This window comes from Ruegeria sp. BHSC223 (genome assembly GCF_059613025.1).
Genome location: NZ_JBXWRR010000010.1, coordinates 69,346 through 93,141, shown reverse-complemented (window position 1 = coordinate 93,141; position 23,796 = coordinate 69,346). Strand labels below are relative to the sequence as shown.

Genomic DNA, 23,796 nt, shown 5'->3' with positions numbered 1-23,796 from the left:
CAGCCAAACGCAAAGAGGCGGCCCAATGGGCCGCCTCTTCTCCCCCCCAGCCACTTAGTGGTGTCAGACCCGCGGAATTCGCAGCATCTGGCCGGGATAAATCTTGTCGGGGTGGCTCAGCATAGGGCGATTGGCCTCGAAAATCTCGTTGTAGCGGCTGCCCTTGCCCAGCGTCTTTTCGGCAATCGCCCACAGGGTGTCGCCCTTGGCAACCGTGTGAAACACCGGTTCGGCGCTGCCGCCGGTGGTCTGGTCGTCCACGGCGCCGACACCTTCGACATTGCCGACCGCAAGGATGATCTTTTCTTTCAACTCGTCGCTGGCCGCTGTGCCTTGCAGTTTGACCGTATCGCCCTCGACCGAGATCTCGACACCGCTTGCATCCAGGCCCAGTTCCGCGATCTCCTTTTGCAGCGCTTCGGCCTGCGGCTCTTCCTCACCGCCGCCAAAAAGCTTCTTGCCGCTATCCTTCACAAAGCTCCACAGACCCATGCCGTTTCTCCCTCGGTTCCACTTGGCTCCGAGGATGCGCACACGATCAATCAGAGGTAAGGGGAATTATTCGGCCACCAAACCATCGGTGAACTGAAGCCGTGCCAACCGGGCATAGAGCCCACCACCCGCCACCAGCTCGTCATGGGTGCCCTGGGCAACGATTCGGCCCTCTTCCAGGACCACGATGCGGTCGGCCTTTTTCACCGTAGCCAGCCGATGCGCCACGATCAGCGTGGTGCGGTCGGCGCTTAGCCGTTCCACAGCCTGTTGCACCGCGCGTTCACTTTCGGCATCAAGCGCCGAGGTCGCTTCATCCAGCAGCAGGACCGGCGCATCACGCAGGATGGCACGAGCGATGGCGATACGCTGCTTCTGACCGCCCGACAGCATGATGCCTCGTTCGCCGACGAAACTGTCATAGCCCTCCGGCAGTGCGGCGATGAACTCATGCGCGGCGGCGGCGCTGGCGGCTTCCTCGACTTCGGCGTCAGAGGCCGATGGGCGGCCAAAGCGGATGTTCTCGCGCGCGGAGGCGGCAAAGATCACCGGGTCCTGCGGCACCAGCGCCATGTGGCGACGGAATTCGGCGCGCGCCAGCGTGGTCAGGTCCTGCCCATCCAGCAACACCCGGCCCGATTGCGGATCATAGAACCGCTGGATCAGCTGGATCACCGTGGTCTTGCCCGCACCCGACGGCCCGACAAAGGCCACCGTCTCGCCCGGCCGCACGGTCAGGCTCATTCCGTCAAGCGCCACCTGATCGGGCCGCGCCGGATAGCGGAAGGTCACGTTGTCAAAGGCGATCTCGCCCTGAACCGGCAGCGCCATCGCCACTGGCTGCGCGGGATCATTGACGGTATCGTCGGCATTCAGCAGCTCGACCAGACGCTCGGTGGCTCCGGCGGCGCGCTGCAGTTCGCTCCAGATCTCGGAGAGCGCGGCCACAGCGCCCGCCATGATCACCGAATAGATCACGAACTGGATCAACGTGCCCTCGGTCATCACACCGGTGCGCACGTCGTTGGCGCCCATCCAGAGCACCCCGACGATGCCCGAGAAGACAAGGAAGATCACGATCACCGTCAGCACCGCGCGCGTGGCGATCCGGCGGCGCGAGACATCATAGGCGGTCTCGGTCACCTCGGCAAATGCTGCCCGGCTGGCGGTTTCGTTGGTATAGGATTGCACGGTCTGCACCGCGCCCAGCGCCTCGCCCGCGTTGCCGGAACTGGCCGCGATCCAGTCCTGGTTCTCGCGACTGATGGCGCGCAAGCGGCGGCCTAGCACCAAGATCGGCACCAGCACCGCAGGCACCAGAAGCAGCACCAGCCCCGTCAGCTTGGCCGAGGTCAGCAGCATCAGCACCAGACCGCCCGCGAACAGCAGCAAGTTGCGCAGCGCGATCGAGGCCGAGGAACCCAGCACCGACTGGATCAGCGTGGTGTCGGTGGTGATCCGGCTCAACACCTCGCCGGTCATGATGCGTTCGAAGAACTCCGGGCTCATGCCGATCACCCGGTCGAACACCGCCTTGCGGATATCGGCCACCACGCGTTCGCCCAGCCGGGTAACCAGCGCGTAACGGATGCCGGTGCCCAGCGCCAACACCGCTGCAATGCCCAGCGCGGCCAGGAAATAGACATCCAGCAGGTCACCATTTTCGATGCGGAAATTATCGACCACCCGGCGCACCGCCAGCGGCAGGGCCAGCGACATGCTGGCCGTCAGTACCAGCGCCATCAGCGCACCCGCCATCAGTGCCTTGTACGGCTTCATGAAGGGCCAGAGCGCGGAGAGCACGCCAACCTTCTTCGAGCCTGCGCGCTCTTCGCTGGCGACGGGGGCGGTGGTTCTGCGGGCCATGCGTTGCGGTTTCCTGCCTTGGGTCCGGATGCGCCCGGGAATCCAGGCTAGGTCCAGCTTCATGGCGGCGAGAGCCATCAGGGTCAAGCGATCAGCGCGCCCGGACCCCGTAAAAAGGTCCAAATGACGCAATCGAGCTGACATGTCGGGTCTGATGCGTTGGAGCGGGTGGCGGGCGGCGGGGTATCGAACCCGCTTTACCAGCTTAGAAGACTAGCGCTCCAATCTCCCAAAAGAACATAATATCAATGAGATAAAAGACACCTCTGAAATTCTTTGCGGGTAATGTGTCGGAAAAGAATTTCTGGAGCGGGCGACGGGAATCGAACCCGTATCTCTTGCTTGGAAGGCAAGGGTCTTACCATTACACAACGCCCGCTCGGCGCTCACCGGTACTATTCCATTGATTTTCGGGCGTCAAGTTGGGAACGACAAACTCTCTATAGGCTTCGAAAATACCTGCATGTCTTGACCGAACAGCGCAAAAAAAGAGCGCCTGCCAACGAGACTTCAAGCCCCAAGCCCCATTCGAAGGCACCCCCCTGCCCGCCTCAACCGGGTTCCTACTGACGCAGCCTCGGAGGCCAAGGGCCGGCCTTGCCTCACTCAAACCCAATGTCTTGAGACTACCGTCCGGATGGTAGGTCGGCCACTTCCGAAATGTGCGCTTCGCCATGTCGGGGCACTTGCCGACTAGGTCCCTACGGACAAGTCGCCCGATCGAGCGAGGAAGATCGTCGAGACTTGCCGGCTTCAGAAAACCGGGGAACTGGTAGGCGGTTTCCTCGCTCGTGCCATCCGCGGCGATCTCGACCAAGGACAACGCTTTGGGCGAAGGTCGGCTTGCGCCAATCAGAACGCGCGGCCCAGAGCCAAGGCAGGATTGCGAGACTATCAGGATGCCGTCGGCGACACCAGGATAATAGGCAAGGTGATGCCCGCTCAGATAGAGGTCCACACCGTGCCGCACAGAAGGTCGGGCAACTTTGGATCCCCGATCACGTCATCACACCGCTTTTCGGCAACAGCCAGAGCGGCAGGTGGCTGAACAGGACAACAGACTTGTGCCGGCTGGCCTGGCATTCCAGCAGATCGTCGAGCCAGTCGAACTGGTTTTCCGACAGGGCTCCGGTGGTGGTCACGTCCAAGGAACCCAGCAGCACGCCCTGCACTGACAGGGCGTATCGAAAGGGAAAATCGGCCTTGTCCACAAATGTCCCGTCAGGTTGCCTGTCGCCCCAGACCCTGGCAAAATCGCCCGCTCTACCTACAACCCGGGATAGGCAGAAGCATCGTGATTTCCGGGGCTCACTACGAAGGAAATGCCGGCCCTGGCCAAAGGGATCATGACCGAGTCATCGAACGCCGACCGCATGGCGGCAATCTGGTCGCTCGAAAGATGCGGATTGACCTGCTGACCCGCGACCATATCGCCGGTGCTGATGACCAGATCGGGATCAAGCGCCACGATCAGGGCGATCCCGTCGTGGACCGACTTGCCATAACTGGTTGATCCGTAGCAGCCGTTCAGGTCCGAATTCACCGCGATCTTGAACGGCTCACAGCCTTGCTTGAACCAGGACAGTACTGGGTAGATGACGTTCCGCGCCGCCTCAGATTTCCCGTTCGGCTCCAAGTCGATCTACCGGTTTCGCTACTCTTCGATACTTGGCACGAAGATGCTGTCGAAGAACTTGGAGAGAGCATCAAATTCATTCAAGGGCAGAACATGGGCGACATATTGGTCGGGCCGAACGATGATCATGCACCCGTCTGCCCTGTCGATCCCGCGCATCTTATAAATGTCTGCGCCCAGTTTGTGATCGATGCAGAAGACCTTCTCGAAGTCGCGCAGCCCATAGCGCCCTTTTGCAGGCCTGAGAAAGAGGGGCATCTCTTCATAGCTCAAGGTCTTGAAATCCTGTTGGAATATAGCGCGAAGATCGATAAGCGCGTCGATGTCTTCATGCTGGCGCGTGAAGCGCCGGATTGGTGAAGCAAGATCGCTTTCCAGCCAGGCGCAGAGCTGGTGGATCGCGCCGCCTTCGATTCCCACGTCGTTTTGTCCGGCAAAGGCGTAGATGCGCCACCGCCCGTCCGCCTCAGCCACGTGACCCAGTTGTAGCGGCTTGGCATCCGACAGCCGAAGGACCGGCGCCGAATGGAAACGCTTGCCAACGATCTGGCCGGTGGCGAGATGTTGATACGTTGGTTCGGCGGTGATATCCGACGGACCGTAATGAACGGCTAGTCCCCCTGTAAATTCCAGGTTCTCGATGAACTGCTTTTGAAAGCGCGGCATGTCCGAGCCGTCCAGCTCGGACTGTCCTGGAGGGGCACTCATGATCCGCGCCCATTTGTGATCGGTCTCGACCAGGCGCCTCGCTTCTTCGCGTCGCTCGGCAGAGTAGCTGTGTAGCAGCTTCGGGTCCGATCGCCCCGTCAGTACATGTGCCAGCTTCCAACCTAGATTGAAGGTATCGCCCATGGACACGTTCATGCCCTGGCCGGCCTTGGGGCTATGAGTGTGGCAGGCATCTCCGGCAGTGAAGACGCGAGGATTGCGGATTGCCGTCTCATCCTCTGGGACGTCATCGAACTTGTCCGTCAGGCGATGCCCGATCTCGTAGATCGACCACCAGACGACTTCTTTCACGTCAATGGAGTAGGGGCGCATGATCCGGTTCGCGGCGTCGATGATATGATCCGAGGTCAGGTTGCGGTTCGACACCCGCTCATCCGGGTTCAACTTGTCGAGCTCCACGTACATCCGGAACATATAGCCACCTTCGCGCGGGATGATCAGTACGTTGCCTTCGCGCGCGGACTGGATCAGGCATTTCCGGCGCAGGTCGGGAAAGTCCGAATTGGCGAGGATATCCATCACGCCCCATGCCTGATGTGCCGCGTCTCCATGCAGCTTGCCGCCTATCGCCCGGCGAACAGTGCTGCGCGCACCGTCGCATCCGACCACATAATTGGCACGGACCGTGAGCGTATCGCCCGCACTGCCAACTTCGGTCACGCGCTCCAGCGTCGCGGTCACGGGATGGTCGTCGCTGCCGGTATTGATCTGGAGGTCGATAACACGAAGCCCGTAACACGGCTCAAGCCGCGTCGGAGAGTTCTTCATCACATCAAGAAAGAGTTGGTGGACGCGCGCCTGATTGACGATGGTGTGTGGCATCTCGGACTGATCGTCGGCCACGTCCTGAGCAATCCCGACGCGGGTGATGTGGTCGGTGTTGGTTGGATCCGGCTTCCAAAAGGTGGTCTGGTTGACCCAATACGCTTCGCGCTTGACCGTCTCGGCAAAGCCGAATGCTTGAAACATCTCCATCGAGCGCACGTTCACGCCATCGGCCTGACCCTTTTCCATCGGGCCGGGCTTTGGGTCAACGATCATCGTCGTGACGTCCGGAAACCGGGCCAGTTGCGCAGCAAGACAGAGCCCGGCCGGTCCACAGCCGGCAATGAGAACATCGACTGCTTTTGGAATCGCATCGGCTTGCGGCTGATCGAGGCCCGGGGCAGGAGCCTTGATGTCCGGATCCCCCGGCCTAAACCCATCGACATGATATTGCATGGTTTTCCTCCGCACTGGCGCACTCGGCCCCTTTATTAGTATCTATACTCACTATACTGATGGAAAAAAGGTATGCATACATACCTTTTGGGTTAAACTATGATATTCGAACACAGGTCCCATACGATCACTAAGGAAATTCCAAAATTGACCCTCTTCAACATGGCGGGCCATCTGATCCGTCGGCTCAACCAGATGTCCACCAAGGTTTTCTTGAAGCGGATGCAAGAGGCCGGATACGATCTGACCCCTGTTCAGTTCGCCGCGCTTGACGCAGTGTGGTCGAGTCCAGGCCTGGATCAGGCGGGCATCGCGGCCCAAATCGCCTATGACCGCGCGACGATTGGCGGCGTCATCGACAGGTTGGAGCAAAAGGGCCTTGTCTCGCGGACAATCAATGAACGGGACCGGCGGGCGCGTTCTGTGAGGATTACAGACAAAGGCCAACGGATTTACGAAGACATACTCCCGATCGTGGAGCGGTTGCAGACTGAAATCCTGGGTGACCTTACTGTCGGAGAACAAGAGCAGTTTCTTTGTCTGGCGAGAAAAGCCATCTGGTCAGCTTCAACCTCAATATCGGATACCGCAGAGTGATGCAGCCAAATCGAGTTGGTGATTTCCTTTCCAAGCCGGGTTTTGACCAGGACCGTCCATCGCTTGGATTTCCAGTCATAAGATGACTTCGTGTTCAGCGAAAACGTCCAGGAGTCGGCGGTCGCATATATGAGAAACGGCTGCAGGAATGTACTGTTGATCTTGTTTGCGCTGGCGGTGCATCCAGACCCCAGATGTGATTGGCCAGCGCGCCGTAGAGCCGACCATTCTGCTGCTTCAGCGCCACGGCCGTGGGCCCGATGCTCCGCTGTGAACGCGTTGGCACCGCTGGGAAGCAAGAGCACAGGCCTCGCTCCCCAGTTCCACCCGGATGAGGTTGGCGCCTTGCGGTCTCCACACTGTCGCTCAACACTGCAAACCAACCGGAAGATTCCAGATCAAACCGCCCCTAACCGCGGGGGGAGGTCATGCGAGAAGACACGCAAATCGCAGTCGCTTCCTCTGCTTGAGCAAATAGCCAGTATACCACTCCCGCTCAGCAGAGGATCGCTAAGAAATTCATCCGGTGGCACCAAGGCAAGTGTTTTGCGCCAATACCCTCCAGCAAAGGAAGATGAATTGATGGTACGGGCGGCCGGATTTGAACCGGCACGGCCTATACGGCCCAGGCATTTTAAGTGCCATGTGTCTACCATTCCACCACGCCCGCATCTCGTGAATCCGGAAGGGGAGGCCGGCATTGCTGCCGACCGTCAGGTCCAGGTGGAACTCGATAACAAACTTTGGAAAAACAGCAAGGCCAAGGCCCTGAAACTCGTAAGAAACTTTAACCAACCACCGGCCCCAACCGGATCCTCCTCCCTCTAAGCATATAGCGGGACAATCTCAATGTGACGCAGATCACGCTAGGCGAAAAAAGTGGGGATTTCTGGCGTTCAGATGTCTTTTCCCTTGGGTTCAAGCGGCCCGCCAGGGGCGACAAGACCTCGCTCAGGCAGCCAGGGGTTGAGTTCGAGCGCATCGCTGAGCGCCACCCGCGCCTCGTCCAAACGTCCAAGCCCCATCAACGACAGGGCCCGCCCACTCATCGCCGCGATATGGTTTGGCGACAGGGCAAGTGCCCGGTCGAGGTCAACCAGTGCGGCGGCATAGTTCTGGCGCAGATACTGGACAAAAGCGCGCTGGTTATATCCCTCGGCATAGTCGGGGCAGTAAGCGACCAGCCGATCGAATTCATTAAGAGCGCCCAACAAATCCCATGCACGTCGCCGAGACATACCATTGTCGAGGATCGCTTGGGCGGCCTCGTCCGGCGCGTCGGCCCATAGCTCCCACATCCGGTTCGATATGGTGCGCGCATGCATTTCGTTGGGCGCAACGCGGATGTCTTCGATCAGATGCGCGATTTGCTCGGAGTTGTCTGGCGCGGCGGGGCATTCCGACGCCAGTGCGGCTCCGGGGACGAGCAGGAAACAGGCAAGGGCGATATGTCTCATATGCCAATGCTGTCGCAAACGGGCCTCGCGTCAAGTAACGCTTTCGAGCGCGCCCAGCATTCCGGGTTCCTTCACCGCCTCCATCGCGACAAAGGTCGAGGTGCTGGAGACATGCGGCAAGGACGAGATGCGCTCGGCCAGAACAGCGCGGTATTCGGTCATCGAATGTGTCCGCACCTTGAGCAGATAGTCGAAATTCGACGCGATCATATGAGCCTGCTCGACCTCGCCGATGCGGCGCACGGCGGCGTTGAACTCGGCCAGCGCCTTTTCGCGGGTATCGCTGAGCCGCACCTCGACAAAGGCCACGTGATCAAGTCCCAGCCGGATGGGATCGACGAGCGCCCGGTAACCGGTGATGATCCCTGTCGTCTCGAGCCGTTTCAGCCGCGCCTGGGTGGGCGTCTTCGACAAGCCGATTCGCCGCGCGAGATCGGCGACCGAGATGCGCCCATCCGCCGCCAGATGGTTCAGAATCGCCCGATCATAACGATCCAGGTCCGGAAGGTTCATTTGCACTATACGATCCCCTTTTTTTGGTCGATCCGCCTGCGGCTTGGCGATGATAAGGCGAAAGCACCCGTTGTTTCCCAGTAATATACGCCAACTGAACCGGAGGCACCATGACCAACGCCCTGCGCACCCATATCGACAGCCAGACCTATGCCGATCAATCCGCCTTGCTCGATCAACTTGTCGCGCAGGCCGCCCTATCCACCGCCGACCGCGCCGCAATCAGCGCCGCCGCCGCCGGGCTGGTGCGCGATATCCGCTCCAGCACCGCGCCAGGCATGATGGAGGTGTTCCTGGCCGAATATGGCCTGTCCACCGACGAGGGTATCGCGCTGATGTGCCTGGCCGAGGCGCTCTTGCGCGTGCCCGATGCCGACACGATCGACGCGCTGATCGAGGACAAGATCGCGCCGTCGGACTGGGGCAAGCATCTGGGGCATTCCTCGTCCTCGCTGGTCAATGCCTCGACCTGGGCGCTGATGCTGACCGGCAAGGTGCTGGACGAGCGCAAGGCGAGCCCCGTGGGCGCGCTGCGCGGCGCCATCAAGCGGCTGGGCGAACCGGTGATCCGCACCGCCGTTTCCCGCGCGATGAAAGAGATGGGCCGTCAGTTCGTGCTGGGCGAGAACATCCAGGCGGCGATGAAGCGGGCACAGGGGATGGAGGCCAAGGGCTATACCTATTCCTATGACATGCTGGGCGAGGCCGCCCGCACCGAAGCCGACGCCGCCCGCTATCACCTGAGCTATTCGCGCGCCATCGCCGCCATTGCCGAGGCCTGCACCCATGGTGACATCCGTGCCAATCCGGGCATATCGGTCAAGCTGTCGGCCCTGCATCCGCGCTATGAGCTGGCGCAGGAGGCCCGCGTCATGGACGAGCTGGTGCCGCGCCTGCGCGCGCTGGCGCTTTTGGCCAAGGCTGCCGGCATGGGGCTGAACGTGGACGCCGAAGAGGCCAACCGGCTGGCGCTGTCCTTGCAGGTGATCGAGGCGGTGATGGCGGAACCGGCTCTGAAAGGCTGGGACGGGTTCGGCATCGTGGTACAGGCCTATGGGCCGCGCGCCGGGCTGGTGATCGACACGCTCTACGAGATGGCGCAGCGCCACGACCGACGCCTGATGGTGCGGCTGGTCAAGGGCGCATATTGGGATACCGAGGTGAAGCGCGCCCAGGTGGCCGGCGTCGATGGCTTCCCGGTCTTCACGCAAAAGGCGGTGACCGATGTCTCTTACATCGCCAATGCGCGCAAGCTCTTGGGTATGACCGATCGGATCTATCCGCAATTCGCCACCCATAACGCCCATACCGTCGCCGCGATCCTGCATATGGCGCGGGAGGGCCAACCCTTTGAGTTCCAGCGCCTGCACGGCATGGGCGAGACGCTGCATAACCTTGTGCTCACCGCCAACAAGACCCGCTGCCGCATCTATGCACCGGTGGGGGCGCATCGCGATCTCTTGGCCTATCTGGTGCGGCGCCTGTTGGAGAACGGCGCCAACAGCTCTTTCGTCAACCAGATCGTGGACGAGAACGTCCCGCCCGAAGTGGTGGCAGCCGACCCGTTCGAGACCGCGCAAAAACCGGCCAAGCCGCTGAAGCGCGGGCCCGAGTTGTTCGCGCCCGAGCGCCCGAACTCGAAAGGGTTCGATCTGGGCCATCAGCCGTCGCTGGATGCGATCGACGCCGCGCGCGATCCCTTCCGCACCCATCGCTGGCAGGCCGGGCCGCTGTTGGCCGAGGACGCCGCTCCGCAAGCCGAGGAGGCCGTGGTCAACCCCGCCGATCCGCATGACATTCCGGGCAGCGTGGCCGCCGCCAGTGCGGCGGACGCCGAACTGGCGCTGGCCAGCGCCCAGCCGTGGCAGGCCCCTGCCGCCGAGCGCGCCGCCACGCTGAACCGCGCCGCCGACCTTTACGAGGCGCATTATGGCGAGCTGTTTGCGCTGCTGCATCGCGAAGCGGGCAAGACCCTGATGGACGCGGTGGCCGAGCTGCGCGAGGCGGTGGACTTCCTGCGCTATTACGCCGCCAATATCCCCGATGCGGCACCTGCGGGCATTTTCACCTGCATCAGCCCGTGGAACTTTCCGCTGGCCATCTTCTCGGGCCAGATCGCGGCGGCGCTGGCCACCGGCAACGCGGTGCTGGCGAAGCCCGCGCCACAGACCCCGCTGATCGCCCATCGCGCGGTAGAGTTGCTGCACGAGGCCGGGGTACCGCGCGACGCACTGCAACTCTTGCCGGGCGGCCCGGCGGTGGGGGCGGCGCTGACCTCGGATGCGCGGGTTTCCGGCGTGGCCTTTACCGGCTCGACCGCGACGGCGCAGAAGATCCGCGCCGCCATGGCCTCACATATGCGCCCAGGCACGCCGCTGATCGCGGAGACCGGAGGGCTGAACGCAATGATCGTCGATTCCACCGCGCTGCCGGAACAGGCGGTGCAGGCGGTGATCGAAAGCGCGTTCCAGTCGGCGGGCCAGCGCTGTTCGGCGCTGCGCTGCCTCTACCTGCAAGAGGATATCGCCGAGGACGTGCTGACAATGCTCAAGGGCGCGATGGATGCGCTGAACCTGGGCAACCCCTGGGCGCTGTCCACCGACAGCGGCCCGGTGATCGACGAGGCCGCACGCCAGACCATCGCCGACCATGTGGCGCGTGCGCGGGCCGAGGGACGGGTATTGAAGGAACTGGCCCTGCCACCCGAGGGCACGTTCGTGGCCCCCACCCTGATCAAGGTTTCCGGCATCGAGGCCCTGGAGCGCGAGATATTCGGCCCTGTGCTGCATGTCGCCACCTTCCGCTCGGACGAGCTGGACCAGGTGATCGGGGCGATCAACGCCACCGGCTATGGTCTGACCTTTGGCCTGCAGACCCGGATCGACGACCGGGTGCAGCATGTGACCGAGGCGGTGCATGCGGGCAATATCTATGTCAACCGCAACCAGATCGGCGCCATTGTCGGCAGCCAGCCCTTTGGCGGCGAGGGACTGTCGGGCACCGGACCCAAGGCGGGCGGACCGAACTACATGGCGCGGTTCTGTGCGCCGGACCGGCAGCAGGCGGCGGCAGACTGGGCCGCGCCGATGGCCACCCTGCCCCGCGCGACCGGCACGCCCGCGCCGGTGCGGACGCAAAGCCTACCCGGCCCGACCGGCGAATCGAACCGGCTGAGCGAGATGGCGCGCCCGCCGCACCTCTGCCTCGGGCCCACGCCCGAGGCGGTCGCGGCGCAGGCGCAGGCGGTCGAGGCGCTGGGCGGCACCGCGATCCGCGCCACCGGTTCACTGGCGGCGGAAGCTCTGGAAACGGTTGAGGGGATTTCAGGCGTGATGTGGTGGGGCGATGAGGAGACAGCACGCTCCTATGAGCTGGCCTTGTCGCGCCGGTCCGGTCCGATCCTGCCGCTGATCCCCGGCCTGCCCGACCGGGCACGGGTGCTGGCCGAACGCCATGTCTGCGTCGATACCACCGCCGCGGGCGGCAATGCCGCGCTGCTGGGTGGCATGGGCTAAGGCAGGGAGCGCTCCCGCCTGCCGCCGGATCTTGCGATCCGCGGCAGTTGGGCCGGGCGCGCCGCTGACGGGGCGCGCCCGGCGCCTCTTGACCTCTGCCGCGTTTGCCCGCAGCGTCGCGGGATGTTCCCGATCCGCGATCACAACCCCTCGGGCCGAACGCCCTTTGTCGTCTACCTGCTGCTGGCGGCCAATATCGGGATTTTCCTGACCACTCTGGGCATCATGGAGGATCCCCGGCTGGTCAGCCGCTTTTACTATGACTATGCGATCATCCCGGCCCGCATCTCGGACGGGGACGGGTGGCTGACTCTGGTCACTTCGGTCTTTCTGCATGGCGGCTGGATGCATCTGGGCGGCAACATGCTGTTTCTGTGGATCTTCGGCGACAATCTCGAAGACGAGATGGGGCATCTGGGCTTTGCCTTGTTCTACCTTGCCGCAGGGATTGGGGCCGGGCTGATCCATGTTCTGAGCGGCCCTGAGTCTCTGGTTCCAACCATCGGAGCCTCGGGCGCGATTGCCGGGGTGATGGGGGGCTATCTGCTGCTGTTTCCGCGTGCGCGCGTCGATATCCTGCTGATCCTGTTCGTCTATTTCCGCATTTTCACGATCCCAGCCTTCGTGATGCTGGGGGCCTGGTTGGGGTTCCAGTTCCTGGGCGGGTTCAGTTCGAACCCGGATACCGGTGGCGTCGCCTATTGGGCGCATACGGGCGGTTTCGCAGTGGGGTTGGTGCTGACGCTACCGCTTTGGCTGAAGCGTGGCGGGCGCGGATTCTGGCAGCGTACCGAGGGCCACCCGCCGCATCCCGAGCAAAAATACCGCCTGTCTCCCAGCCGAATCCCGAAGATACCGCGCAGGTGAGCGCCACGAACGCAAAAACCCGGCCATTGGCCGGGTTCAAGATTTTTCGACGAAAAATCTAGGTCGCGACCTAGCCGCGGATCACCTTGGCGAATGGATCGAAGATATTGCCGTTGGCGCAGATCACCTCACCGCTGTCGAGGATCGAGTTTTCAGGATCGAGCGCCTCGACCAGGCCGCCCGCTTCCTTGACGATGATGATCCCGGCAGCCATGTCCCAGGCATTCAGGCGCCGTTCCCAGAACCCTTCGTAGCGGCCCGCCGCCACATAAGCCATGTCGAGGGCCGCCGAACCCCAGCGCCGTACGCCGGCGCAGACCGGCATCAGCCGCGCCAGATCCTGAAGCGTCAGCGGCAGGTCGGCGCGCCCGCCAAAGGGCAGGCCGGTGGCAAAGATCGACTCGATCATCCGGTGGCGACCCGACACCCGGATACGCTGATCGTTCATCCAGGCGCCTTCGCCCTTTTCGGCAAAGAACATCTCGTCCTTGGCGGCGTCATAGATGACACCGGCGACAACCTTGCCCTTGTGCTCGAGCGCGATGGAGATCGCCCAATGCGGCAGCCCGTGCAAGAAGTTGGTCGTTCCGTCCAGCGGATCGACGATCCAGCGGCGCGTGGGGTCCTCGCCCTCTTCCGAACCGCCCTCTTCGGCCACCCAGCCATAGGTCGGGCGGGCATTGCGCAGCTCTTCCTTGAGGATCGCCTCGGCGGCGATATCGGCCTTGGACACAAAATCGCCCGCGCCCTTCATCGACACTTGCAGGTTCTCGACCTCGCGGAAATCCTTCACCAGCGACCGGCCTGCCTTGCGGGCGGCTTTGATCATGATGTTGAGGTTCGCACTGCCAATCATCGGGGAGCTCCTGTTCGGTCAAGCCGCGCGTATACTCGCGCGGGCGCGACTTGCCAAGGGGCTCTCTGTGCAAGGCGGTTGCCATACCGGTGCATGGCGCCGCGTCATCGGCTCGGCACGGTTTGCAGCCCCCGAGCGGCACTCTAGACTGTTTCCGAGCAAAGGAGCCCTCCCATGACCGACTGCATGTACCGCATCGCCCTCGCCAGCCGCCCGACCGGCGCGCCCGAGGCCGCCAATTTCTCGTATGAAGAAGCGCCCGTCCCCGCTCCCGGCCCCGGCGAGGTGCTGGTACGCGTCCATTACATGTCGCTCGACCCCTATATGCGGGGCCGTATGGACGATGCCAAATCCTATGCCGCGCCGGTGCCCATCGGTGGCACGATGGAGGCCGGTGGCGTGGGCGAGGTGATCGCCTCGAACGACCCGGGGTTTGCGCCGGGCGATTTCGCCTTCGGCATGTTCGGCTGGGCGACACATGGCGTGCAGCCCGCGAAGATGCTGCGCAAGATCGACCCCAAGGTGATGCCGATCACCACCGCGCTGGGCGTGCTGGGCATGCCGGGGTTTACCGGCTGGTTCGGGTTGATGGAGCATGGTCGACCCAAGGCCGGTGAAACGCTGGTGGTGGCCGCGGCCACCGGGCCGGTGGGCTCGATGGTGGGTCAGGTCGCGCGCCTGGCCGGGCTGCGCACGGTGGGCGTCGCGGGTGGAGCCGACAAGTGCCGCATCGCCACCGAGACCTTTGGCTTTGACGCCTGCCTGGATCACCGCGCTTTCGAGACGGCGGCGGATCTGCGCCGGGCGCTGGCCGCAGAATGCCCGGACGGGGTCGACATCTATTTCGAGAATGTCGGCGGCAAGGTGCTGGAGGCCGTATTGCCGCTGATGAACAACTTTGGCCGTATCCCGATCTGCGGCATGATCAGCTGGTACAATGCCGGTGGCCTGGGCGCGGGCGCGACGGACCCCGGACTGACCGGTCCGGCAATCTGGCGCTCTATCCTGGTCAAGTTCCTTTCCGTGAACGGCTTCATCATCTCGAACCATTTCGGCCGCTACCCGGCCTTCCTGTCCGAGGTAGCCCCAAAACTGGCCAACGGCGAGATCCGCTATCTCGAGGACGTGGCAGAAGGGCTGGAAAACGCGCCTGCCGCCTTCATGTCCATGCTCAAGGGTGGAAATACCGGCAAACAGATCGTCAAACTGATCTGACCGAGAGCCTGAATGGCGTATCGGCGTTGCGCGCTACTGGCTTTGAAGCTTGCGCGCCTCGCTGCGGGCCAGTCCAACCAGTTCCTGAACGAATGGCTTTTCCAGATCCTCGCTGCGCACCGCCGCGTAGAGCCGCCGGGTGATACCCGTGTCGGTCAGCGGGCGGGTGACATAGTCCGAGCTGTATTTCACCTCGCGCACCACCCAGTCGGGCAAGACGGACACGCCCCGGTTCGACGCAACCAGCAGCAGAATCACCGCCGTCAGCTCCACCTGGCGCACCTGTGCCGGTTCCACCCGCGCCGGGATCAACAACTGGCTGAAAACGTCCAGCCGCGTGCGCTCCACCGGATAGGTGATCAGCGTCTCACCCCGGAAATCCTCTGCCTCGATCCAGGGCTTCGACGCCAGAGGATGGGTCGAGGCGGCCACAAAGACCGGGTTATAGTCGAAAAGCTCGACAAACTCGACACCGGCGATCTCTTCGGGGTCCGAGGACACCACCAGATCCACCTCTTCCTTTTGTAGCGCCGGCAGCGCGTCAAAGGCGAGTCCGGGGCGAATATCCACATCCACATCAGGCCAGTTCTTGCGAAATGCCTCGAGCACCGGAAACAGCCATTCGAAACAGGCATGACATTCGATGGCGATATGCATCCGACCCGACCGCCCGTCACGCAGCGACGAAAACTCGGCCTGCATCGCCTCGACCTGCGGCAGGATCTGCTCGGCCAGCCTGAGCAGGCGCATCCCCGCCGCCGACAGTCTCATCGGCTTCGACCGCCGCACGAACAGCTCCACCCCGGCCTGATCCTCCAACCCCTTGATCTGATGGCTCAGGGCCGACTGGGTGATGTTCAGCTGATCGGCGGCGCGGGCCAGCCCGCCGCAATCATGGATCGCCTTGATGGTCCGCAAATGCCGGAATTCGATATGCATCCTAAAGTTTCGCTCATGTTGTTCTTGAGTATTATGAAGTTGTCTCACAATGCTGCAAGTGCGACAAGAGGCGAAACATCGCCCTTTGCGCAGGATGACCGCCCAAATGACCGCCCCCCAGATTTCCTTCGAATTCTTCCCGCCGAAAAACCTCGAAGCCTCGTTCCGGCTCTGGGATACGGTGCAGGTGCTGGCGCCACTGGCCCCCCGTTTCGTCTCGGTGACCTATGGCGCCGGCGGCACCACCCGCGAGCTGACCCGCGACGCGGTGGCCACGCTGCACAAATCCTCGGGCCTCAACGTGGCGGCCCACCTGACCTGCGTGCAGGCCAGCCGCGAGGAAACGCTGGCCATTGCCGACAGTTTTGCCCGGGCCGGTGTCACCGACATCGTCGCCCTGCGCGGCGACCCGCCGCAGGGCGCGGGCCGCTTCACCCCGCATCCCGGCGGTTTTGCCAATTCGGTGGAGTTGATCCAGGCCCTGGCCGAAACCGGCAAATTCGCCATCAGGGTCGGCGCCTACCCGGACATCCACCCCGAAGCCGCCAGCGCCCAGGCCGACATTGACTGGTTGAAGGCCAAGCTGGACGCAGGGGCGGATGAGGCGCTGACCCAGTTCTTCTTCGAGGCGGACACCTTCTTCCGCTTCCGCGACGCCTGCGCCAAGGCAGGCATCGACAAGCAGATCACCCCCGGCATCCTGCCGATCGAGAACTGGAAAGGCGCGCGCAACTTCGCCCGCCGCTGCGGTACCCATATCCCGGCATGGGTCGAGGACGCCTTTGACAAGGCCACCCGCGACGGGCGCGAGGATCTGCTGGCCACCGCCATCTGCACCGAGCTCTGCTCGGAGCTGATCGAGGGCGGCGTCGACAAGCTGCATTTCTACACGCTGAACCGCCCCGAACTGACCCGCGATGTCTGCCACGCGCTTGGCGTCACCCCCAAGGTAGCGCTCCAGAACGTCGCGTAACGGTTGAGCATCCCGCGGCCCCTGATAGCGTTCCTCCGACCCTGAACCGGAGGAACGCGCCATGACTTTCGCCAACGGACCCGAAGACCTGCTGGGACCGGCCGACATGGCCAATATCTCCGGGCTCGACTTCATGCAGGGCATCCTCGACGGCCGCCTGCCCGCCCCGCCCATCGCGCGCACCATGGGCTATCACCTGCACACGGTCGCCGAAGGCCGCGTCGCCTTTCGCGGCACGCCGACCTTCGATGTCTGCAACCCGCTTGGCGCCGTGCATGGCGGCTGGTACGGCACCCTGCTCGACAGCGCCATGGCCTGCGCGGTGCAGACGATGGTGCCCCAGGGCGCGGCCTATACGACGCTGGAATACAAGATCAACATCATCCGCTCGATCCCGACCGGAACCGAGGTCGAATGCGTAGGCATCGCCGATCACGTCGGCCGCTCCACCGGCGTCGCCCATGGCGAGATCAGGGGCGTCGAGGACGACCGCCTCTATGCCACCGGCTCGACCACCTGCATCGTCCTGAATATCCCACGCGGTTGAATTCGAGTATTTGTGACCAGAAAGAAGCGGCACCCCCGCCTCTTCATTTCGCCGAAAATACTCCCGCCGGAGGCATCCGACATCTCAACCCGTTGCCGACCGGCACGCATTGCGCGGCCTCACAACGAACACCCGCCCGAGGCGGCGGCACGCCGCCGAGATATCGTCTTGCGCCGCAGGCGCGCTATCTGGCAGAAGTCCGCTCAGCCGTAACTGCGTGAGCGCAGGTAGGGGGCCGGCAAACCGGTGGGCAGCGCGTCGCCGGTCACGCTTTCATGCAACCGCTCGCTGGGGTCACGGCCGACGGTGCGGGCCGAGCGTAGCAAAAATATCTTGCCCCAGCCGTTCCAGGTGCCCACCGAAGGCGCGTTGGGATCGGTGGGAAAGCGCGCGCGCCAGCCCTCGGGCAGCGGCAGGCCAAGATTCTCTGCCCGCTCCAGCATCCAGACCAGCGAGAGATTGGCCAGCGGCCGGGCGCGCTCATCCCCGCCCAACTGCCCGCCCACATCGCCATGCGTGCCACGGAACCAGACCTGCTCCACATGGCCACGGAATTCGGGCTTGCAGTCCCACAGGATCGGCTCGAACACGTCGCGTGTCTCGTTCAGCGCCAGCGCGTGATAGCCATGGCGCACGCTACGGCCCAGATGGTGGCTGTGAAAGGCGTGCCGCTGTTCCGACAGGCGCCACAACACCGGCAGTCGCAGGCCCAGCGCCTTGACCGTGTCCCAGACCCCGACCATTTCGATCATCACGTCCCGGTGACAGTAGAGGTCGCGAAACACCTGTGCATGCGGTCCCTGGACGTCGCATTCATAATGGCGATAGGCCTGCCGGATATTGCGGACGGTGGCATGTTCGGACTTCAACAGTCCCACCATGTCGATCACCCCGGCCAGGCTGCGCACCGCATAGGCGCCGCGTGAATATCCCAGCAGAAAGATCCGGTCGCCCGGACGATAGCGCGAGGCGAGATAGCCATAGGCCCGCCGGATCTGGCGGTTCAGCCCCCGGCCCATCATCACGTCGGGCGTGGTGCGCCAACTGGTCCACTGCACCCCGGCCTCGTAAAACACCGAAACCTGCGCCCCCATCTCGCACATCAGCCGATAGGTCTGTCCCGCATGGGTCTCGCGCCCCGGCTCCAGCGTCGACATGGTCCCGTCGAGGATGATCACATGGGTCTGCGGTCCCCGCTGGCGCACCTCGCCAGAATGGGCGGCGCTGAGCGGCCGCCCGAGCCATCCCAGTAACTTTCTACTCAGCCGCGACAGGTTCAGCATTCAGCAATTCCCAAAGCCTGAGAGGGGTAAAGGGCATATCTGTCTGCCTCACCCCCCGATCCCAGATCGCATCCTGCACCGCGTTCGCAATCGCGGCCAATGCGCCGACCGTACCGGCCTCGCCACAGCCTTTCATCCCCATCGGGTTGGCTGTCGACGGCACCGGCACCGAGGTAAACCCGATGATGGGAACCTCGCTTGCGCGTGGCAAGGCATAGTCCATGAACGATGCCGTGAGCAGCTGCCCCTCGTCGTCATGCACCACGTGTTCGCAAAGCGCCTGGCCGATCCCCTGCGCCACCCCGCCATGAACCTGTCCCTCGGCAAGCAAGGGATTGATCAGGTTTCCAAAATCGTCCCAGACCCGGTAACGGTCCACATGGGCATGACCGGTTTCTGGGTCGATCACTATCTCGGCAAGATGCGCGCCGTTGGGATAGGACCGCCCCGGCAGTTTGGCCCGCGCGGCATGGCGCAGAAGGTCCTTGCGCCCGTCGGCCCGCGCCATGGCAGCGGCCTCCAGCAGCGAGGGCGTCAGGTTCGAGCCGGGCGCCCGAAAGGTTTCATCGTCAAATATCACCGCGCTCTCCTCAACCCCCATCTTGCCCGCGAGAAAGGGCGTGAATGCGGCAACCATGCGTTCAACTGTGGCCAAAGTCGCATTGCTTTGCACCGTAACCGAACGCGAGCCGCCGGTACCGCCGCCCTGCGCGATGCGGTCGCTGTCGCCCTGCACGACCCGGATTCGGTCCATCGGCAGGCCGGTCTGGTCGGCCAGAAATCGAGCATAGACAGTCTCGTGCCCCTGCCCGTTCGATTGTGTGCCGACCATCAGGTCCACGGTGTCATCCTCGTTGAAAGCGATCTCCGCGCCTTCGGAAGGATCGCCCAGAATGCTTTCGATATAGTAACACACTCCGATCCCGCGCAGCAGGCCGCGCACAGCATCGTTATCCCGGCGTACGCTGAAGTCCTGCGCTTCGGCCTCAGCGAGCCGCAGCAGGCGGTCGAAATCGCCCACGTCATAGGTCTCGCCCGTCGCGGTCTTGTAGGGGAACGCCTCAGGCCGGATGAAGTTGCGGCGCCGGATCTCCCAGGGGGTGACCCCCAACTCGCGCGCGGCCCGGTCCATGACCCGCTCCAGCACATAGATCGCCTCGGGCCGGCCAGCCCCGCGATAGGCATCGACCTGGGTCGTGTTGGTATAGTACCCCTCGACCTGCAACCAGGCGGTCTGGATGTCATAGACCCCGGTCAACACGCGCGAGAACAGCTGGGTCTGGATAGCCTGCCCGAAATGGCTGTTATAGGCGCCCAGATTGCAGCGGGTGCGCACCCGGTAGGCCGTGATGCGCAGATCGGCGTCAAAGGCCAGTTCCGCCAGCGAGGTCAGGTCGCGACCATGATTGTCACTCAGCATCGCCTCGGTCCGGTCCGACATCCAGCGCACCGGTCGGTTCAGCACCCGTGCCGCATGGGCGACGGTGAAATATTCGGGGTATGGCATCGCCTTCATGCCGAACCCGCCCCCCACATCCGGGGTAGTCACCCGCAGATCCTCGGACGCGATGCCCAGCTTCTCTACCAGTTGCGCCTTCATCCCCCAGACACCCTGGCCGCCATAGGCGAAATGCAGTCGCCCCTCGACCATCTCGGCGTAACAGCCGCGCGGCTCCATCGAGTTGGTGATGACCCGGTTGTCGTCGACCTGCAACCCGACCACATGTGCTGCGCTGGCAAAGGCCGCCTCGGTTGCGGCCTCGTCGCCCAGCCCCCAATCAAAGGCACGATTCTCGGGAGCCTCCGCGTGGATCGCCGGGCCGCCCGGGCCCACGTCGGTTATCACCGGAAGGTCGCGGATATCCATGCCCATCGCTTCGATCGCGTCGCGGGCCTGATCGGCGGTTTCGGCCACCACCATCGCCACCGCCTCGCCCACGAAACGTACGTGGTCGCGCGCCAGCATCGGCCGTTCCGGCGCCGCACCCTGACTACCATCGCGATTGGCCATGGTGGTGCCGCTCAGCCCCACCTTGACCCCTGCCGCTTCGAGATCGTCCAGTGTCAGCACCAGATGCACGCCCGGCATCTCGCGCGACGCGCCCAGGTCCAGATCGAGGATTTCACCATGTGCCACCGGCGAGCGAAAGAACATCGCCACCAGCGCATCACCCGGAACCAGGTCGTCGACATACCGGCCCTGGCCGGTCAGAAAGCGTTGGTCCTCGATCCGCGTAACCGGCTGGCTTTTGCCGAATTTTTCCATTGCTTTCCCCTTCGCCCGCATTCCGCTTCACCCGAGACTAGCCTGTGACCACGGCTTGTCCAGTCGCCCGGCGATACCGCAGAGTGCGCCTCTGAGCCATACACCAGTGGTACCACGCTCAAGCGCGTGGATTTGTGCACGCAAAAGGCCTATAAGCGTGCATGTGCAGCTGGAACCCGGATGAGTGTTTCACCTTCGCCGCCCCGTTGGACAGCGGGCGCGAGGCCCGACACAGTGTGCATGTCAAAGGCTCCGGTCCGCCCATCCTGCTGTTGCAGGAACTGCCCGGTATCGGCCCCGAGACACTGGCGCTGGCCGACCGCCTGATCGCGGCGGGGTTCACCGTCTACCTGCCACATTTCTTCGGAACCTTCGGCAAGACCACGCTTGTAACCAACGCCGCGCGCCTGTTCTGTGTCCGTCGCGAGTTCAACATGTTTCTCAGGGGCCGACAAAGCCCGGTTGCCACGTGGATGCGCGCCCTTGCCCGCCATATCCGCGACCGGCAGGGCGTGCCGGGCATCGGCGTGATCGGCATGTGCCTGACCGGCAGTTTCGCCCTGGCCCTGATGGCCGATGACGCCGTTCTGGGTGCCGTGGCCAGCCAGCCGGCCCTGCCCGTTTTCGGGGGCGACGCGCTGCCTATGAGCGAGGCCGACATTTCCGGTGCCCGCGCGGGCATGTCCGCCAAGGGGCCAGCCCTGGGCATGCGTTACCGCGACGACAAGATGGCCCCCGCAAGGCTGATGCGGAACCTAGAAACTGCGTTTGGCGACGGGCTGGACACGGTCGAGTACCCGGGCACCCAACATTCCCTTTTGACGCTGCATTTTCACCAACCGGCCTATGCGCGGGTCGAAACCTATTTCCGCGAGCGGCTGGGCGCCTGATCAGGCCCTCCTCCCAGATGATCCAGGAGCCAAGAGCGGAACTGCCGCGCAGGCCTGCGCAACCGCGCGCGATCCTCGCAGACCAGATGATAGCGTTCCAGCCCCGGCGTCTCGACCCCGGGCAGGCAGCGCACCAGCCCATGCCGCGCCATGAGCGTGTCGCTGGCAGGTGCCCGCGCCAGCGCCAGCCCGACCCCTTCGGCCGCCAGCGCCGCCGCCATCACCGTGTTGTCGACAAACAGGAACTGCCCCGCCGCCGGTGACAGGCGCAGCGCCTCGAAGAGGCGCAACCACCCCGCCCGATGCGCTGAAACGTCGATCAGCCGATGCCGCAACAGGTCCTCCGGGCGGGTAATCCCAGCCGCCAGATCGGGATGCGCCACGGGATACAGCCGCTCGCCCATCAGATCGTCCGCCTGCCCGCCAAACAGAGCCGGGTTGCCGAACACGATCTGCATATCCGCCACCGAACCCTGGAAATCGGCCACGTCATTGCCGGTACTCAAGCGCAGATCGACACCGGGATATGCCGCCATGAACCCGCCCAGCGCCGGGGCCAGCACGCCCTGGGCAAAGAGCAGGATCGAGCGGACATAAACGATCTGCTCACCACCGCCCCCGAACAGCCCCGCCGTCGTGGTCTCAAGCATCAACAGCGACTGCTGCACACCGGGCAGATAGGCCCGCCCCCTCTCGGTCAGAACCACCGAATGCGCCCGCCGCTCGAACAGCGCCACGCCCAGATGCCCCTCCAATGCCTTGATCTGCTGGCTGACGGCGGCCGCCGACATGTTGAGCTGCGCCCCCGCCCGGGCAAAGCTCTGCGTCCGCGCCGCCGCCTCGAAGACACGCAACCAGTTGAGCGAGGGGATCCGCGATACCATGACCACAAGGCTAAGCTGAACTTACCCTGACCGGCAAGACTTACCGCTCTGAACCGCGCCGCACCACCGCTACCCTGCCGGAAACGCGACCAAAGGAAACCCCGATGCCCAGCCCCATTCCCACCACGAACGGCCAACTCTCTGCCGAGCAGACCGCGCAATACTGGCAGAACGGCTTCCTGCACCCGTTGCAGGTGATGCCCGAGGATGAGGCCGCCGCCCTGCGCGCCGAACTGGAACAGATCGAGCGCGACTGGCTCTCCGCCGACCTGCCGCTACCGCTCAACATGTACAAGCGCGTGAATGCCCATGTTGTGATGCCGCTCGCCGCCCGCATCGCCCGCGACCCGCGCATCCTCGACCTGGTCCAGGGCGTGCTTGGCCCCGACCTCCTGGTCTGGTCGGCCGAGTTCTTCATCAAGGAACCGCGCACCACCCATGTGGTCGGCATGCACCAGGACCTGACCTATTGGGGCATGGGCGAAACCCCCGACCAGGTGACCGCCTGGCTGGCGCTGTCGCCCGCGACGGTGGAAAGCGGCTGTATGGATTTCGTGGCGGGCAGCCACAAGAACCCGATACTGCCCCATACCGATACCTATTCCGAAAACAACCTTTTGTCGCGAGGACAGGAGATCGCCGTCGACGTGGCCGAGGCCGACAAGACCCATATCGAACTCGCGCCGGGCCAGATGTCGCTGCACCACGGGCTGACCATCCACGGCTCCGGCCCCAACCGCTCGGACGACCGCCGCATCGGCATGGCGATCCGCTATCTCAACCCCAATGTGAAACAACTGGTGGCCGAACGCGACTATGCCATGCCTGCGCGCGGCACGGACAGTTCGGGCAATTTCATCCCCGTCGACGCGCCCGCGCGCCTCTTTGCACCCGAGGCGCTGGCGCTCTACGAGCGCATCCGCGCCGACCAGGCCAAGGCCCTGGCCCAGGGCGCCAGCAGCGCGGTGCCGCTCTACCAGACAGCCGGATAACCCCCGACGCCGCGCCCAACCCCACGGGTGCGCCATTTGAGTATTTGTGACCAGAAAG

20 protein-coding genes and 2 tRNA genes are annotated in these 23,796 nt (G+C 63.7%); 8 read left to right on the top strand and 14 right to left on the bottom strand.

Annotation, left to right across the window (positions count from 1 at the left end; translation table 11 throughout):
* Positions 1 to 63: 63 nt before the first annotated feature.
* The 6 genes from lysM to AC2FNY_RS15245 form a co-directional block, all read right to left on the bottom strand.
* Positions 64 to 492, bottom strand: coding sequence for a peptidoglycan-binding protein LysM (lysM, locus tag AC2FNY_RS15270; protein WP_496802975.1), 429 nt, complete (start codon positions 490 to 492; stop codon positions 64 to 66).
* 66 nt (positions 493 to 558) lie between these two features.
* Positions 559 to 2,358, bottom strand: a complete 1,800-nt coding sequence (locus tag AC2FNY_RS15265) for an ABC transporter transmembrane domain-containing protein (protein WP_496802974.1) — start codon at positions 2,356 to 2,358, stop codon at positions 559 to 561.
* Between the two features lie 305 nt (positions 2,359 to 2,663).
* Positions 2,664 to 2,737, bottom strand: a tRNA-Gly gene (locus AC2FNY_RS15260).
* Positions 2,738 to 3,356: 619 nt separating this feature from the next.
* Complete coding sequence (locus AC2FNY_RS15255; protein ID WP_234139679.1) at positions 3,357 to 3,569, bottom strand: metallophosphoesterase family protein; 213 nt, start codon at positions 3,567 to 3,569, stop codon at positions 3,357 to 3,359.
* 56 nt (positions 3,570 to 3,625) lie between these two features.
* Entirely contained in the window at positions 3,626 to 3,994 is a 369-nt protein-coding gene (locus tag AC2FNY_RS15250) for a metallophosphoesterase (protein ID WP_496802973.1), read from the bottom strand.
* A gap of 18 nt (positions 3,995 to 4,012) precedes the next feature.
* Positions 4,013 to 5,944: an FAD-binding monooxygenase gene (locus AC2FNY_RS15245; RefSeq protein ID WP_238905103.1), complete on the bottom strand. Its 1,932-nt coding sequence runs from the start codon at positions 5,942 to 5,944 to the stop codon at positions 4,013 to 4,015.
* A gap of 147 nt (positions 5,945 to 6,091) precedes the next feature.
* On the opposite strand from AC2FNY_RS15245, the gene AC2FNY_RS15240 reads away from it, so the two are divergent.
* Positions 6,092 to 6,541: a MarR family winged helix-turn-helix transcriptional regulator gene (locus AC2FNY_RS15240; RefSeq protein WP_234139676.1), complete on the top strand. Its 450-nt coding sequence runs from the start codon at positions 6,092 to 6,094 to the stop codon at positions 6,539 to 6,541.
* A gap of 583 nt (positions 6,542 to 7,124) precedes the next feature.
* Here the strand turns inward: AC2FNY_RS15240 and AC2FNY_RS15235 are convergent.
* The 3 genes from AC2FNY_RS15235 to AC2FNY_RS15225 all read right to left on the bottom strand — a co-directional run bounded on the left by AC2FNY_RS15235 (position 7,125) and on the right by AC2FNY_RS15225 (position 8,511).
* A tRNA-Leu gene (locus tag AC2FNY_RS15235) sits at positions 7,125 to 7,211 on the bottom strand.
* A 226-nt stretch (positions 7,212 to 7,437) separates the two neighbouring features.
* Entirely contained in the window at positions 7,438 to 7,998 is a 561-nt protein-coding gene (locus AC2FNY_RS15230; protein WP_234139675.1) for a tetratricopeptide repeat protein, read from the bottom strand.
* A gap of 30 nt (positions 7,999 to 8,028) precedes the next feature.
* On the bottom strand, positions 8,029 to 8,511 hold the full coding sequence (locus tag AC2FNY_RS15225; protein WP_496802972.1) for an Lrp/AsnC family transcriptional regulator: 483 nt from the start codon (positions 8,509 to 8,511) through the stop codon (positions 8,029 to 8,031).
* A 110-nt stretch (positions 8,512 to 8,621) separates the two neighbouring features.
* Between AC2FNY_RS15225 and putA the strand changes: the two genes are divergently transcribed.
* Together putA and AC2FNY_RS15215 are read left to right on the top strand one after the other, a co-directional pair.
* The gene (gene putA, locus AC2FNY_RS15220; protein WP_496802971.1) at positions 8,622 to 12,026 is read left to right on the top strand and encodes a bifunctional proline dehydrogenase/L-glutamate gamma-semialdehyde dehydrogenase PutA; all 3,405 of its coding nucleotides are present in this window, start codon (positions 8,622 to 8,624) and stop codon (positions 12,024 to 12,026) included.
* A 123-nt stretch (positions 12,027 to 12,149) separates the two neighbouring features.
* Positions 12,150 to 12,893 (top strand): rhomboid family intramembrane serine protease, encoded by a 744-nt coding sequence (locus tag AC2FNY_RS15215; RefSeq protein WP_496802970.1) that lies wholly within the window; start codon positions 12,150 to 12,152, stop codon positions 12,891 to 12,893.
* A 70-nt stretch (positions 12,894 to 12,963) separates the two neighbouring features.
* On the opposite strand, the gene AC2FNY_RS15210 is transcribed toward AC2FNY_RS15215, so the two are convergent.
* Positions 12,964 to 13,749, bottom strand: a complete 786-nt coding sequence (locus tag AC2FNY_RS15210; protein ID WP_234165939.1) for an inositol monophosphatase family protein — start codon at positions 13,747 to 13,749, stop codon at positions 12,964 to 12,966.
* A 174-nt stretch (positions 13,750 to 13,923) separates the two neighbouring features.
* Between AC2FNY_RS15210 and AC2FNY_RS15205 the strand changes: the two genes are divergently transcribed.
* On the top strand, positions 13,924 to 14,964 hold the full coding sequence (locus AC2FNY_RS15205; RefSeq protein ID WP_496802969.1) for an NADP-dependent oxidoreductase: 1,041 nt from the start codon (positions 13,924 to 13,926) through the stop codon (positions 14,962 to 14,964).
* Between the two features lie 33 nt (positions 14,965 to 14,997).
* On the opposite strand, the gene AC2FNY_RS15200 is transcribed toward AC2FNY_RS15205, so the two are convergent.
* Positions 14,998 to 15,903, bottom strand: coding sequence for a LysR family transcriptional regulator (locus AC2FNY_RS15200; RefSeq protein WP_496802968.1), 906 nt, complete (start codon positions 15,901 to 15,903; stop codon positions 14,998 to 15,000).
* Positions 15,904 to 16,009: 106 nt separating this feature from the next.
* On the opposite strand from AC2FNY_RS15200, the gene metF reads away from it, so the two are divergent.
* Positions 16,010 to 16,876, top strand: coding sequence for a methylenetetrahydrofolate reductase [NAD(P)H] (gene metF / locus AC2FNY_RS15195; protein WP_234139668.1), 867 nt, complete (start codon positions 16,010 to 16,012; stop codon positions 16,874 to 16,876).
* 61 nt (positions 16,877 to 16,937) lie between these two features.
* Positions 16,938 to 17,423, top strand: a complete 486-nt coding sequence (locus tag AC2FNY_RS15190) for a PaaI family thioesterase (protein WP_496802967.1) — start codon at positions 16,938 to 16,940, stop codon at positions 17,421 to 17,423.
* A 203-nt stretch (positions 17,424 to 17,626) separates the two neighbouring features.
* Here AC2FNY_RS15190 and AC2FNY_RS15185 read toward each other — a convergent pair whose 3' ends face one another.
* Complete coding sequence (locus AC2FNY_RS15185) at positions 17,627 to 18,706, bottom strand: T6SS phospholipase effector Tle1-like catalytic domain-containing protein (RefSeq protein WP_496802966.1); 1,080 nt, start codon at positions 18,704 to 18,706, stop codon at positions 17,627 to 17,629.
* Complete coding sequence (locus tag AC2FNY_RS15180) at positions 18,681 to 20,972, bottom strand: xanthine dehydrogenase family protein molybdopterin-binding subunit (RefSeq protein WP_496802965.1); 2,292 nt, start codon at positions 20,970 to 20,972, stop codon at positions 18,681 to 18,683. The genes AC2FNY_RS15185 and AC2FNY_RS15180 overlap by 26 nt, the downstream gene beginning before the upstream one ends.
* Before the next feature lie 161 nt (positions 20,973 to 21,133).
* On the opposite strand from AC2FNY_RS15180, the gene AC2FNY_RS15175 reads away from it, so the two are divergent.
* A complete protein-coding gene (locus tag AC2FNY_RS15175) occupies positions 21,134 to 21,862 on the top strand; it encodes a dienelactone hydrolase family protein (protein ID WP_234139665.1) in 729 nt (242 codons plus the stop codon).
* Here the strand turns inward: AC2FNY_RS15175 and AC2FNY_RS15170 are convergent.
* Positions 21,835 to 22,746 carry a LysR substrate-binding domain-containing protein gene (locus tag AC2FNY_RS15170; protein WP_496802964.1) on the bottom strand — a complete coding sequence of 304 codons (912 nt, stop codon included), beginning with the start codon at positions 22,744 to 22,746 and terminating at the stop codon, positions 21,835 to 21,837. The two genes, AC2FNY_RS15175 and AC2FNY_RS15170, sit on opposite strands and share 28 nt — an antisense overlap.
* Before the next feature lie 104 nt (positions 22,747 to 22,850).
* Here AC2FNY_RS15170 and AC2FNY_RS15165 point away from each other — a divergent pair, with 104 nt between their 5' ends.
* On the top strand, positions 22,851 to 23,738 hold the full coding sequence (locus tag AC2FNY_RS15165) for a phytanoyl-CoA dioxygenase family protein (protein ID WP_496802963.1): 888 nt from the start codon (positions 22,851 to 22,853) through the stop codon (positions 23,736 to 23,738).
* Positions 23,739 to 23,796: the final 58 nt, after the last annotated feature.